This is a genomic window from Chryseobacterium sp. KACC 21268 (genome assembly GCA_028736075.1).
Taxonomy (GTDB): Bacteria; Bacteroidota; Bacteroidia; order Flavobacteriales; family Weeksellaceae; genus Epilithonimonas.
The window spans coordinates 78,076-91,546 of record CP117875.1 but is presented as its reverse complement, the minus strand read 5'-3'; the positions used below and the strand labels follow the sequence as shown (position 1 = coordinate 91,546).

At 32.1% G+C, this 13,471-nt stretch carries 13 protein-coding genes; all 13 read left to right on the top strand.

Annotated features, from left to right (window positions below; all coding sequences use genetic code 11):
- Nucleotides 1-4 precede the first annotated feature (4 nt).
- The 13 genes from PQ459_00440 to PQ459_00380 all read left to right on the top strand — a co-directional run bounded on the left by PQ459_00440 (nt 5) and on the right by PQ459_00380 (nt 13,454).
- Nucleotides 5-1,438: a lipopolysaccharide biosynthesis protein gene (locus PQ459_00440; GenBank protein WDF46963.1), complete on the top strand. Its 1,434-nt coding sequence runs from the start codon at nt 5-7 to the stop codon at nt 1,436-1,438.
- Nucleotides 1,435-2,517: a DegT/DnrJ/EryC1/StrS family aminotransferase gene (locus PQ459_00435; protein ID WDF46962.1), complete on the top strand. Its 1,083-nt coding sequence runs from the start codon at nt 1,435-1,437 to the stop codon at nt 2,515-2,517. The genes PQ459_00440 and PQ459_00435 overlap by 4 nt, the downstream gene beginning before the upstream one ends.
- Nucleotides 2,518-2,695: 178 nt before the next feature.
- Complete coding sequence (locus PQ459_00430; protein ID WDF46961.1) at nt 2,696-3,631, top strand: glycosyltransferase; 936 nt, start codon at nt 2,696-2,698, stop codon at nt 3,629-3,631.
- A 15-nt stretch (nt 3,632-3,646) separates the two neighbouring features.
- Complete coding sequence (locus PQ459_00425; GenBank protein ID WDF46960.1) at nt 3,647-4,756, top strand: TDP-N-acetylfucosamine:lipid II N-acetylfucosaminyltransferase; 1,110 nt, start codon at nt 3,647-3,649, stop codon at nt 4,754-4,756.
- Nucleotides 4,753-5,880, top strand: coding sequence for a glycosyltransferase (locus PQ459_00420; GenBank protein WDF46959.1), 1,128 nt, complete (start codon nt 4,753-4,755; stop codon nt 5,878-5,880). Before PQ459_00425 ends, PQ459_00420 begins: the two co-directional genes overlap by 4 nt.
- Before the next feature lies 1 nt (nt 5,881).
- Nucleotides 5,882-6,523, top strand: a complete 642-nt coding sequence (locus PQ459_00415) for an acyltransferase (GenBank protein ID WDF46958.1) — start codon at nt 5,882-5,884, stop codon at nt 6,521-6,523.
- Nucleotides 6,524-6,526: 3 nt separating this feature from the next.
- Complete coding sequence (locus PQ459_00410) at nt 6,527-7,438, top strand: glycosyltransferase family A protein (GenBank protein WDF46957.1); 912 nt, start codon at nt 6,527-6,529, stop codon at nt 7,436-7,438.
- A 4-nt stretch (nt 7,439-7,442) separates the two neighbouring features.
- Nucleotides 7,443-8,051 carry an acyltransferase gene (locus PQ459_00405; protein WDF46956.1) on the top strand — a complete coding sequence of 203 codons (609 nt, stop codon included), beginning with the start codon at nt 7,443-7,445 and terminating at the stop codon, nt 8,049-8,051.
- Nucleotides 8,048-9,085, top strand: coding sequence for a hypothetical protein (locus PQ459_00400; GenBank protein WDF46955.1), 1,038 nt, complete (start codon nt 8,048-8,050; stop codon nt 9,083-9,085). Before PQ459_00405 ends, PQ459_00400 begins: the two co-directional genes overlap by 4 nt.
- Nucleotides 9,072-10,139 carry a glycosyltransferase gene (locus PQ459_00395; GenBank protein ID WDF46954.1) on the top strand — a complete coding sequence of 356 codons (1,068 nt, stop codon included), beginning with the start codon at nt 9,072-9,074 and terminating at the stop codon, nt 10,137-10,139. Before PQ459_00400 ends, PQ459_00395 begins: the two co-directional genes overlap by 14 nt.
- Nucleotides 10,139-11,362: a glycosyltransferase gene (locus PQ459_00390; protein WDF46953.1), complete on the top strand. Its 1,224-nt coding sequence runs from the start codon at nt 10,139-10,141 to the stop codon at nt 11,360-11,362. Before PQ459_00395 ends, PQ459_00390 begins: the two co-directional genes overlap by 1 nt.
- Nucleotides 11,362-12,420: a glycosyltransferase family 4 protein gene (locus tag PQ459_00385; GenBank protein ID WDF46952.1), complete on the top strand. Its 1,059-nt coding sequence runs from the start codon at nt 11,362-11,364 to the stop codon at nt 12,418-12,420. The genes PQ459_00390 and PQ459_00385 overlap by 1 nt, the downstream gene beginning before the upstream one ends.
- Nucleotides 12,420-13,454, top strand: a complete 1,035-nt coding sequence (locus PQ459_00380) for an acyltransferase (protein WDF46951.1) — start codon at nt 12,420-12,422, stop codon at nt 13,452-13,454. The genes PQ459_00385 and PQ459_00380 overlap by 1 nt, the downstream gene beginning before the upstream one ends.
- Nucleotides 13,455-13,471: the final 17 nt, after the last annotated feature.

Genomic DNA, 13,471 nt, shown 5'->3' with positions numbered 1-13,471 from the left:
TTAGATGTCATTAAAAAAACAAGCACTTTCTGGGTTGGTATGGACTTTTGGACAGCAGTTCGGAACACAGCTGATTAATTTCTTTATTTCTCTAATTTTAGCCAGAGTACTTTTACCATCAGATTTTGGGATCATTGCGATGTTTAGTGTGGTAATATCAATTTCTACCACTTTGGTAGATGGAGGAATGGCATCTAGCTTAATAAGATCAAATGATGCAGATGATTCAGATTTATCTACTGTTTTCTGGTTTAATTTTTTTGCCTCTATAATACTTTACATCTTAATTTTTTTATTTGCGCCTCTTATTGCTAATTTTTATAAGCTAGCTCTACTGGTTCCAATAATAAGGGTCTATGGACTACTTTTGATAATCAAATCTTTAACAACTGTACAAGCAATTCGATTTACGAAAGATTTAGATTTCAAAACGTCATTTAAAATACAGCTTCCTTCCCTAATTATAGGCGGAATCTTGGGTGTAGTATTAGCGTATTATGGATTTGGCGTTTGGGCATTAGTATATTATCCCTTAATTCAAAGTCTGATTTCAACTGTTCAATATTGGATGTATAGTGATTGGAAACCATCATTGATTTTTAATAGAGTAAAATTCAAATATCATTTTAATTTTGGGTATAAAATGACAATTTCCAGTCTTTTAGAAACTGTTTTTAATAATATTTATACCATTGTCATAGGAAAAGTTTTTTCACCTACTCAATTAGGATACTACAGTAGAGCAGACAATCTTAAGCAATTACCCATTACTAATTTATCAAATGCATTGAATAAGGTTACTTTTCCATTGTTTGCAAAGTTGGGTGATGATGATGTGAAATTAAAAGACGTTTATAAGAAAATTATGAAACTAGTAATTTTCATAATTGCGCCAATTCTTTTAATGGCAATAGTTATTGCAGAACCTCTAATACGTTTTCTACTTACAGAAAAATGGTTGCCTGCTGTTCCGTATTTTCAAATATTATCTTTAGCTGGCATTTTATATCCTATCCATTCCTACAATTTAAATATATTGATGGTCAAAGGCAAATCAGATCTCTTTTTGAAATTAGAAATTGTCAAAAAGATACTAATTGTTTGCGTACTGCTAATTTCACTTAATTATGGAATCATGGGTATTCTTTGGGGGCAGGTTTTTACATCTTGTTTGTCATTTTTTGTGAATAGTCACTATTCAGGCAAAATAATAAAATACGGTTCTTTTCAGCAGCTTGCTGACTTGATACCTATACTGGTGTTAGCAGGATTGATAGCAATGATGCTATATTGGTTTGATTATTTTTGGCTTCAACAAATAACTGATTTGTTAAGAATGTTAATAATATGCATTAGCTTTACATCGATATATTTGGCAACAGGATGGATTCTAAAATTTAAAGAAATTACATATCTAAAAGAAATTTTAAAAAGATGATACCAGTAACACAACCATTTCTTCCACCACAGGAAGAGTACGAGAGATATTTGGACGGCATTTGGAAAAGAAGTTGGTTGACCAATATGGGACCGCTTGCAAGTCAGCTTGAAATGGAGCTTAAGGAGCACTTAAATGTTGAGCATCTTCTTTATGTAACTAATGGTACTGTTGCATTGCAAATGGCAATTAAAGCCCTAGATCTGAAAGGTGAAATAATTACAACCCCATTTTCGTTTGTTGCCACTACTAGCAGTATTGTATGGGAAGGCTGTGATCCGGTTTTTGTCGATATAGACTCTCAAACTTTAAATATTGATGCTAAATTAATTGAGGCTGCGATTACCGAAAAAACCTCAGCAATATTGGCGACCCACGTCTACGGGAATCCTTGTGATGTTTTTGAAATTGAACGAATTGCTAAAAAACATAATCTAAAGGTTATTTATGATGCAGCACATGCGTTTAATGTACAAATTGATGGTAAATCAATTTTTGAGTTTGGTGATATTTCGACTTGCAGCTTGCATGCGACTAAGTTGTACCACTCTGTCGAAGGGGGGCTGATCATTACTCCCAATCCTGATCTTTTAAAAAAGTTGGCGTCAATAAGAAATTTTGGTATCTCTGGACACGATACATTTTCTGATTTAGGACTTAATGGAAAGAATTCTGAGTTCCACGCTGCAATGGGATTGACGAACTTAAAACATATTGAAGATATTTCATCAAAAAGAAAGGCGATAATAAAAAGATACGACGAAAAACTGCAGACATTAAAAGCAAGACGTCCAGTCTGGTTTAAAAAGTCCGAGAATAATGCATCCTATTATGCTATTGTATTTGATTCAGAAGAATTAATGTTAAAATGTAAAGATCATCTACAATTAAATGAGGTTGGTACAAGAAGGTATTTTTATCCCAGTTTAGCAAATGCATTGCCTTATTTGGATCCCAAAAATTTTGATATTACCGATGATGTGGCAAAAAGAGTTCTTTGTCTTCCGCTATACTATGATTTGACAATGGAAGAAGTAGATCTTATTTGCAGATTGTTACTAAGGGTACAAAATAATTAAAAGGTAAAAGCTTTTTGACTTTGTTCAATTAATACTAAGAATTTAGTTTCTAATTATTTAATATTATTAACAATCGAATTAAAATCATCAGCAATCCTAATATATAAAAACAGCGTGATTTCAAGGTAGATGCTGTTTCTAAAATTTAAATGTTTACCATAAAAATAATCCTTAGTTAATGATAAATAATCCCAAAATAAGTGTTGTAACTATTACCTATGGACATGAGAATTATATCGTTCAAACTTTAGAAGGTATTCTGATGCAAAATTATCCTGGAGAGATTGAAGTTCTAATTGCCAATGACAATTCTCCTGATGATACTGATAATATTATAAAAAAATATTTAGCAGGTAGAGAATTACCGGAAAACTTTATAATTAAATATACCAAGCACGATCAAAATAAGGGAATGATGCCTAATTTTATTTGGGCATTACAACAAGCAACAGGAAAATATATTGCTTTATGTGAAGGAGATGACTATTGGATAGATGAGGATAAATTATCAAAACAAATGCTTTTTTTTGAAAAAAATAAGTCTTGCGCATTTGTATTTACAGGGTCAAAGACTCTTACTAACAATGGTGTTTGGGGATTGTATTATAGACATAAAACCTTTAAAAATGGTATCATTGGAAAGAAAACATTTTTGCTAAATATGGGAGGTGATTTTTGTACTGCAAGTATTGTTTTCGACAAAAAAGTAATTGATCCTTTTCCACAATACATTAATAATTGTATAGTTGGAGATTTTCCACTTGGTTTATTGGCTATTTCTGAAGGTGAGATAGGTTACATTGAAGACCTAACTACAGTCTATAGGCTGAATAGTATTGGCTCTTGGTCTTCCAAGCAAAGGGAGGATCAGTTATTATCTAAATTCAATAATATTTATAAAAATATGGATGAATTTAATTCTTTTACAAATTATAAATTTTCTGATTTAATTAGTTACTATAAAAATGAGTATGATTATAAATTGATTTATAGAAGAATTTTGCAAAATAAGACTTCTGATGCAGTCATTATTATTCTAAAAAATTTATCAATTGATTTTAAGAAAAACTATAAAATGGTTAAAACCCTAATGTGGAAATTTTTAAAGTCCTAATAGTTATAGACATAAATGAAGCGAATCTTACACATTGTAACTGACGATAAATTTGGAAAATTTGTATATCAAGAATTTTCGCAGACGGAAAATGTAACTAATGAATATTTGTTTATATCTGAAAGCGAGCAACCGGTTTTTATCAACTTTCCTTACCAGCACTATTGGAACGGAGCTGATATTTATCTCGAAAGATTAATGGAAGCCATTAATAGATATCAAATTGTAGTAATCCATTTCTTAAATAAAAATGCGCGAAGGATAATATCGAAATTAAATCCAGAAATTAAAGTTGTATGGATAGGGTGGGGAGGCGATTATTATTGGTTAATCGATACGCTTCCTAAATTTAGTCTTTATGGCAGACAAACGGCGAAGTATCTTAATGCTAAAAATTCTTATTTTACCAGGAAATTAAAGAAAATATCACGAATTCTTAAAGTGAAGGCTTTGCAACGTATTGATTATTTCTCACCAGTCCTGGAAAGTGAATATGATATGATTAAAATAAATTATCCTAATTTTCGGCCCAATTATATTGCTTGGAATTATGGAAACTTGCAGGATAATTACATAGCTGGATATGAGGATTTCAAGATTACAGATAAAAATTTGTTAATCGGTAATAGTGCGACGCCAACCAACAACCATTTAGATATATTTGAAAGATTGGAAAATGGAAACACAATTAATTTTTTTGATAAGATATTTATACCATTAAGTTATGGCAATAAAGACTATAAAAAATTCATAATTGAGCAATCTGAAACACGTCTGGGAAATAAAGTTAATGTAATTCCAGATTTTTTGCCTTATGAGCAGTACATGGAAATATTGCAACAATGCGATAATGTTATTATGGGGCACATCAGACAGCAAGCAATGGGAAATATTATTGCGCTTTTATATTTAGGTGCCAAGATCTATTTCCAAAAAGAGAGTGTTGTATATAAAGATTTAATTAGTAAAGGGTATAATGTGTTTACCATAGCTGATCTCAAAGATGAGAATCTTGTTAAAAATCCACTTAATTCAAACATTATTGCTGTTCATCGTGAATTGCTAAATGCAGAATGGGGTAAAAAAAGTAACAGTTTGAATACCCAAAATATTTGTAGCTTATGATTAAAATTCTTCACATACAAGAAACAATTGGTTCCGGAGGCGTAGAAAGACGGCGATTATCTCTAGCTAAATTGCTGGATAAGAGTAAATTTCAGCAAAAGATTATTTGCCAGCACGAGGTGGGAAATATAGGACAAGAAATCCGGAATGAAGGAGTAGAAATTATTTGTCTTAACAATTCGATAAAAAATATTTTTGATATAAAGCAGCATCTATCTGTTCAAAAAATCATTGAAGATTATAAACCGGATATTATACACGGTGCAGTTTTCGAAGGTGTTACGATGGCTGCTATAAATGGTGCTCTAAAAAGAGTTCCTATTACTATTATTGAGGAAACATCTGATCCACAAAATAGATCCTGGAAAGCAAACTTATTGATGAAATTATTTTCATTTATATCAGATAAAGTCGTCGGAGTTTCTGAGGGGGTAACAGAAGATTACCTGAGAAAAAAATTAAAGGTATCAGATAAGAAAATAACGCTGATAAACAATGGCGTTAAAAAGCCAAGAGAAATTGCTGCAGAAGAAGTATTGGCTGAAAAGCAGAAATGGGGAATCACAGAAGATGATTTTGTATTTGGCACTGTAGGTAGATTTAAGAATGACCACCATAAGCGTTTTTCAGATTTGATAAAGGCTTTTTCAGATTTTTCTAAAGATAAAAATAACGTAAAGTTGCTGATGGTAGGTGGTGTCGAAGAATATCTGAAACAATATCGCGAATTAGCAAAGGAATTAAAGGTAGATGATAAAATAATTTTTGCAGGATATCAATCTGATGTTACTTTGTATTATAAATTAATGGATGTTTTTACTTTGGTTTCTGCTTATGAAGCTTTTGGTTTAGTTTTAGCCGAAGCAATGCTAAATAATTTGCCAGTAATTGCTACAAGAGTCGGAGGAATGAAATACATTGTTGATAATAATGAAACAGGCCTTCTGGTGGAAAAATTTGATATAAAAGGAATTTCTTCAGCAATGGAGCAATTGCACAGTGATAAAATATTATGCGAAAAGATGGGAAGGAAAGGTTTTGAAAAGGCTGTTACTGAATATACCGAAGAGGTATATGTGGAAAAAGTCTCCCAATTGTATGAAAAACTATATTCAGTAAAGTAAAATGCTGAATATCTTAAAACAATACTATATCAAAAATATAAATCTGTTAAGGCCTAGTTCTTTATGGATTAATTTGAGTACCAAAGGACGAAGAACAAATTCCAGAATTTTACTTTTTGGAAAGTTTTTTTATAGTATTAGTAAGACAGCCACAATAAACATTTCGAAAGGCTCCCTCGCTTTAAACAGATATATTACAAAGAAAGACCCTTTCATTGGAAACCTTGAAATGTATAAAAATGCGACACTAAATGTTCAAAACACATTTTTTATTCACAGTGGCTGTGATATAATGGTTTTTGAAAATGCAAAACTAAGTCTGGGTAGTGGATATATTAATAGATACTGTAAGATTAGATGTTACGACAATATCTCAATTGGTCAGAATGTTGCTATATCTGAGAATTTTACCATTTGGGATAGCGATGCACATGAAATTTTAGGCAATGGCACTCCGAAAGCCCCTATCGTGATTGGGAATAAAGTATGGATAGGCACCAATGTAACGGTACTGAAAGGGGTAACAATTGGAGATGGTGCTGTGATAGCAGCAGGTTCTCTGGTTAATAAGGATATTCCTGCAAACTGTTTAGCTGGCGGTGTTCCAGCTAAAGTTATTAAAACTAATATTCAATGGATGTGATTTATGTTTTCTGTAGTTATCCCATATTATAAAAAAAGACAATACATTAAGAGATGTATTGACTCTGTTTTGGCTCAAACCTATCAAAATTTTGAAATTATTATTGTTGATGATGGTTCAAAAGATGACTTGAAATATTTTCTACAAGAAAGTTATAGTGAGAAAATAACCTTGATACAACAATCTAATCAAGGTGTGTCTGCATCAAGAAATTGTGGCGTTATGAATTCTAAATACGATTATGTAGCATTCTTAGACGCAGATGATTTTTGGCAGAAAGATTTTCTGTTATATGTGAATAAATTAATAAGTATTAAAAACCCGGATTTAATTAATACTGGGTTTACTAGTAATAAGTCAAAATTACAGAGAAAAAATAAAAAGCTTATTTATAGAAAAATTTCAGAAAAAGAATATTTACTAAAATCTTCTTATTCTGCAATTATTCATTCATCTTCTGTTATAGTCAAAAAGGAGTTGTTTAAAAAAACTAAAGGATTTGATACATCTCTCAGAAGAGGCGAAGATATTGACATGTGGTTAAGGCTGGTTGCACAGTCTAATAATTTTTTCAAAATTAAAAATATTTTATCATACTATGATATAGAAATTGTTGGGCAGGTGACCAAAGAAAAATCTGATTTTGAATTTAGCTTTGCAAGTAAACTGGAGAATTTTGCACAATCAGAAGATAAGTACAGGCTATTTGCTAAGAGATTTATGTATAGTAGATTATTCGAATATAATTTTTCTAATCCGGATAAAACCTCTTTTTTTATTGATCTGTTAGGCTTGAATATACCTTTTTATTCATTTTATAGGATTAAGTCATCTTACTTTAGCAAAATGCAAAATTCGAAACTCAGGATTTTAGTTAATAAATATTTGAAATTTACAGTGAAATTTTTGAAATGAAAATATGATACCATACTTAATTTTTAAAATACATAGGGTTAAAATTAGATTACTATCAATTTATACAAAAACATTACTCAAGCTTAAAAAAGTTGAATACGGTAGGAAATTAATTGTTTTATTTCCTCCAATTATTATCAAGCATAAAAATGCAAAAATAGTCTTAGATGATAATGTAACCCTTAATTCTGATAAAAAACATTATCATTTAGGAATGTTTTCATGTGTTAAACTAGTTGCAGATAAAAAGAATAGTTTAATAAAAATAGGTAGTAATACAAGAGTTAATGGATCTTGTATCCACGCATTTAAAAAAATTGAAATTGGGAAAAATTGTTTGATAGCTGCTAATACTCAAATAATTGATTCAAATGGCCATTTATTATCTTTTGACAATCCTGAAAACAGAATTAATACTCAAGATGAAGGTAAGCCTATTTCTATAGAGGATAATGTTTGGATTGGAACAGGATGTATAATTTTAGGAGGGACTACTATAGAAAAGGGAGCTGTGATAGCTGCTAATAGTGTTGTGAAAGGTTTGGTGCCTTCAAACTCTCTATATGGAGGTAATCCAGCCAAATTAATTAAAAAATATGAAATTAAAAAATGAATATAATTATATCACCCATTTTTAAACAATTCTTTTCTGGTCGTATCTGGATGGGACTAGATATAGACTCTGTTAAGATACAGCTTGAATCAACGTATGATGCGAATGTACATATTATTCCTTTTTCAAAATTAAGAGAATCGCTAGAAAATATTCCTATAGATTCAGTTTTATTTTATTCATCTGTATACAATATTGATTATTTAAAATTTATTCAAGACACAATACTCTATATATCGTTGAAAAGACCCGATATAGTTTTAATTCCTAATCAGCATCAATTGAATTCTCTTGAGAATAAAGGTTACCAAGAACTATATAAAGATTTATTAGGAATAGAAAAGGTGTTTGGAACCTATTATGGAGATATTGATGAACTTTGTGAACAAGATAATGTTTTCCCATTTGTCCTTAAAAAATTAAAAGGAGCACTCTCAAGTGGTGTTCAGCTGATTTATAATAAAAAAGAATTAGATCAATTTAGAGATCTATCAAAAAAGAAAACTTTAAAAGAAAAAGCTGCATTTCATTTGAATAAAAGAAATTCTTTTAAAAAAGATTTTAATCTTTCACCTGTAAATCATTTACTGGATCAGAATTTTAAGGATGTCTTTACCAAAAGAATTCCTGTGGTAGTACAAGAATTTGTGCCAGGATTAGAATGTGATTTTAAAGTTCTTATTTTTGGTGATAAGTTTTTTGCAGTAAGAAGAGGCATTCGTGATAACGATTTTCGAGCAAGTGGTAGTGGAAAATTAAAATGGACAGTTCCTCCGACTGAAGTTTTGAATTTTGCGAAGAATTTAAAAATAAAGTTTAATGTGCCTTTTATTTCATTAGACATTGGTATAGACAAAACAAATACTTGCTTTTTGTTTGAATATCAAGGAACAGCATTTGGTCCAGCTACTTTAACAAATGGTGATAAATATTTCTTCGAAGAAAATGGAGTATGGTTACAGAAAGATGGTGACTTTGTTTTGGAAGAAGAATATGCTTATGCGATTAATCATTTTGTAAATGAAAATACTTAGACTTTCCACATTTCTCGATTTTGGTGGTGTCGAGACTAGACTTACCAATGTCTCTTATGTAGATGATGACAATGAGTGGCTCTTTGTATGTTTGAACAAGGAGGGTAAAGCAGCTGAAAAGATTAAGGCGAATAACAAACAGGTTATTTGCCTGCAGGCAGTCCCATCCATTTACAACATTTCGACATTATGGAAAGTTTTTTCAGTAATTAAAAAAGAAAAACCGGATGTAGTTCACACTTCTGGTGCAGAGGCTAATTTTCATGGGGTTTTAGCAGCTAAGTTAGCCGGCATTCCAGTGATTATTGCTGAAGAAATTGGTATTCCCAGCCACAGTAAAAAGGCTCAGTTTATTTTTTCCAAAGTATATAAATTGGCAAATTTTATTATTGGCAATTCTTCTGCTGTATTAGATGCAGTTCATCGCTTGGATAGGGTTCCCAGAAGTAAACTAATTAAGATCGATAATCCAATTATATTTCGCGACCTGGATTGGTCAATGATTCGGAATGATTCAGGAGCATTTAAAATAGTTACAATTTCTCGCTTAGAGCCAGTTAAAAACATCGAGGGTCTATTAAGGGTTATCTCACTTCTAATCAAGGAAAATATTAATGTCCAATTAACGATAGCAGGCTCTGGAGTATTAGAAGCTAGTTTGAAACAACTAGTCATAGAACTGAATTTGCAGAACACGGTTAAATTTATAGGTTTTATCACAGATCCATATCCATATTTGCAAAATTCTGATTTGTACATTCTTAATTCATTTACTGAGGGATTTTCCAATTCGTTAGTAGAAGCAATGTACAGCAAGACACTTTCTTTGAGCACAAATGTTGGAGCTGCTCCGGAAATTATCATTGATTCGGAGAATGGGTTTGTAACTCCTGCTGATGATGAAAAAGCTTTGTACGAAAAAATTAAAAATATCATTGAAATGTCCAAAGAACGGCGTCAAGCAATAGCATTAGCAGGACATCAAACGGTTGTAGAAAATTTTTCATTGGACAACCATGTTATGGAATTAATGAAAATTTATAATAAGAATTAATGCCTACAAACCTACTCTTTATCACTTGGGACGGACCTCAGACTTCCTACATGGAAGGTCTTTTTATGCCGATTTTTCAAGAAGTTGCGAAGAACAAAAATGTGAATTTTCATATCCTTCAGTTCACTTGGGCAGAAGATAAAAAGATAAACCATACTAGAGAGGTGGCTCAAAAAATGGGGATAACTTATTCTGCTTTACCAATCCTTAGGAAGCCTACTGTATCGTTGGGGAGCTTATTGACGGTTTTCACTTCATCACGCAAGATCAAAAAATACATTCAGGATAATAAAATTGACATCGTAATGCCAAGAAGCACTTTTCCGGCAATGATGATCAATCAAATCATAGGAAGTGACAAATTAGAGAAAAAGGGCTTGAGAGGTAATTGCAAAATCATTTTTGATGCGGATGGCCTACCAATCGAAGAACGAATAGATTTTGCCGGTCTCAAAAAAGATTCTTTTCAATACAAATTGATGAAATCTACTGAAACCAAAATGCTGAAAAATGCAGATGCAGTGATCGCAAGATCCCAAAAAGCAGTTGAAATTCACATCAATAATATAGGAGAAGAAAACAGGGAAAAATTCTCAGTAGTTTTCAATGGAAGAGACAAGGATCTTTTTAAATTGAACAGCGATGTAAGGCATCAGGCACGCCAGGATTTAGGATTGGAAAACGAATTCTTATTTGTTTATGCAGGTTCGCTAGGTCCACAATACTGCCTTCCGGAGATGCTGGAGATTTTCAAAAGTCATACAACTGAAAAAAAATCTAAATTTCTAATTCTAACAGGTAACACAGCCTTTGCTCAGCAAAATATGCCGGAAGAATTACAAGGGAAAATTATTCTAAAATCTGTAAAATCAGAAGAAGTCCCTTTTTATCTCAATGCTGCAGATTTGGCATTTGCTCTGCGACAAACGAGTTTCAGCATGCAGGGTGTTGCACCGATAAAGTTAGGTGAATATCTTTTGTGCGGATTACCAGTAATTGCGAGTAAAGGAATTGGTGATACGGATAGTATCTTACCACATTTTCCGGAATGTTATTTATATGACCACAATTTAGGATTACAGGCTCAACAAGAAAAAATCAACAACTTTTTAGAAAAGGCTATATTTGCGGATAAAAATAAAATTGCAGCAACAGCGCAAGAGTACTTTTCTCTGGATGCCGCTGCACAATCATACATCAAGGCTATCAATAAAACCAATTAATGAAAATCCTATACCTCACCAAATATACAAGAATGGCAGGCAGCAGCAGAATGCGCAGCTACCAGTATTTTCCTTATTTGGAAGCAGCAGGGATGCAGGCTGTTGTAAAACCTTTTTTTGATGAAGCCTATCTGAAAGATTTTTACGCCGGAAAAAAAAACATCAGCGCAGTTTTAAAATCGTATTTAAGAAGATTTTTTCTGTTGTTTTCAGTCTGGAAATACGATAAGGTGGTTATCGAAAAAGAAATTTTTCCGTTCCTGCCAGCTTTTGCAGAATGGATATTAAAGGCGTCTGGCGTTAAATACATTGTGGATTATGACGATGCTATTTTTCACAATTATGATCAGAGTTCAAATCCTGTAATTAAGAAATTTCTAAGGAATAAAATTGCTCAGGTCATGCGTTATAGCGAAATCGTCGTGGCAGGGAATGGATATTTAGCAGAATATGCATCCAGATCGGGTGCAGAAAAAATACAGATTATTCCAACGGTCATCGATTTGGACCGATATCCACTGAAACAAAAATCAGATTTTGAGAAATTTGTAGTAGGCTGGATTGGTACAAAGACAACATTCGAAAAACACCTTCTGCCATGCAAAGAATGGATCAAAGAATTACAAAATCAGGATTCAGATATTCATTTCCATATCGTTGGGATTACAGAGGATATGGATTTGGGAGAAAACGTAAAATACATCCAGTGGACAGAAAATACAGAAGTTCCCGAAATACTGAAGATGGATGTTGGAATTATGCCGCTCCAGGATTCTGAATGGGAAAAAGGGAAATGTGCCTACAAATTGATTCAGTATGCGGCCTGCGGAATTCCGGGGGTGGCTTCTGATGTGGGAATGAACAAAGAAGTTTGTATTGATAATGAAACAGGATTTATTGCAAAACTTAAAGATGAATGGATTGAGAAAATCCTTTTTCTGAAAAATAATTCTCAAATGAGAAATGAGATGGGACATGCTGCGAGAAAATTAGTAGAAGATAAATACTGTATTCAAGTCACAGCAGAAAGTTGGGGAGAAGTCATAATAAAACAATAATGGAGCAAAAAAAGTACTTTGATATTCTACAGATTTATAGGGGAATAGCAGCATTATTGGTTGTTATTCATCATACTTATGCTTCCTTTGCCCATTTTAATAATCTTGATATTCCAGTTTTAGCTTTTATTGCGAAAATAGGAAAGTTGGGGGTTGATTTTTTCTTTGTTCTCTCTGGTTTTATTATCACTTATACTACGTTTAAGTACAGAGGAGATGGAGGGTATTTTAAGAAGTACGCTTTCAATAGAATTATTCGGGTTTATATTCCCTATCTTCCAATTTCTATAGCAATGTTGGCACTCTACTATGCTCTTCCCAGTGTAAGCGGATCAGACCGGTCTATGAGTCTGCTTACATCACTCACTTTGATTCCGCATGGCAATCCTGCATTATCAGTGGCATGGACTTTAATATTTGAGATGTTTTTTTATTTCGTATTCTCTCTCAATTTCTTTTGGAAAAAGGGCTGGTTCTACTTCCTGGGTATCTGGATTATAGGAATTATGACAGCCGCATTAATTAAGATGGATCTTAGCCATCCATTCATGAAAGTGATTTTTAGTATGTACAATCTCGAATTTATCATTGGTGTTTTAGTGGCTTATCTAGTTAAGTATAATTTTAAAACCAAATATTATTATGTTTTTTCCGCATCAGTGCTAGGATTTCTTAGTTTTCTGGTAATAAAATATTTAAACATTAATCTATTTCCATTTTTTCAAAATCTGATATTTGTACTCTCCGCATCTCTATTCGTATTTCTCGGTGTATCGTATTGGAATAAAAAAATAAGTACTAGAAATATATTTATGTTGATGGGGAATTCCAGTTACTCCTTATACCTTTTGCATAATCCTATGCAAAGTATGTTGGTAAGGTTTTTTCCAAAAAATGACTCGCAATTCATTATTTTTGCCGAATTCTTTACAGTGATATTTGTAATCGTGCTCACCAGTTACATTTACTATTTGATTTTTGAAAAGAAAATTATCGCGGTAATAAAAAGTAAACTCGATATTTATGTTGCTTGATGTCATTTACATCCCAA

Bases quoted from the DNA above. Each gene is read 5' to 3' on its own strand.
- PQ459_00380 (WDF46951.1), top strand. From the start codon at position 12,420: ATGGAGCAAAAAAAGTACTTTGATATTCTACAGATTTATAGGGGAATA.
- PQ459_00415 (WDF46958.1), top strand. From the start codon at position 5,882: ATGCTGAATATCTTAAAACAATACTATATCAAAAATATAAATCTGTTA.
- PQ459_00405 (WDF46956.1), top strand. From the start codon at position 7,443: ATGATACCATACTTAATTTTTAAAATACATAGGGTTAAAATTAGATTA.
- PQ459_00420 (WDF46959.1), top strand. From the start codon at position 4,753: ATGATTAAAATTCTTCACATACAAGAAACAATTGGTTCCGGAGGCGTA.
- PQ459_00390 (WDF46953.1), top strand. From the start codon at position 10,139: ATGCCTACAAACCTACTCTTTATCACTTGGGACGGACCTCAGACTTCC.
- PQ459_00425 (WDF46960.1), top strand. From the start codon at position 3,647: ATGAAGCGAATCTTACACATTGTAACTGACGATAAATTTGGAAAATTT.
- PQ459_00435 (WDF46962.1), top strand. From the start codon at position 1,435: ATGATACCAGTAACACAACCATTTCTTCCACCACAGGAAGAGTACGAG.
- PQ459_00440 (WDF46963.1), top strand. From the start codon at position 5: ATGTCATTAAAAAAACAAGCACTTTCTGGGTTGGTATGGACTTTTGGA.
- PQ459_00395 (WDF46954.1), top strand. From the start codon at position 9,072: ATGAAAATACTTAGACTTTCCACATTTCTCGATTTTGGTGGTGTCGAG.
- PQ459_00385 (WDF46952.1), top strand. From the start codon at position 11,362: ATGAAAATCCTATACCTCACCAAATATACAAGAATGGCAGGCAGCAGC.
- PQ459_00400 (WDF46955.1), top strand. From the start codon at position 8,048: ATGAATATAATTATATCACCCATTTTTAAACAATTCTTTTCTGGTCGT.
- PQ459_00430 (WDF46961.1), top strand. From the start codon at position 2,696: ATGATAAATAATCCCAAAATAAGTGTTGTAACTATTACCTATGGACAT.
- PQ459_00410 (WDF46957.1), top strand. From the start codon at position 6,527: ATGTTTTCTGTAGTTATCCCATATTATAAAAAAAGACAATACATTAAG.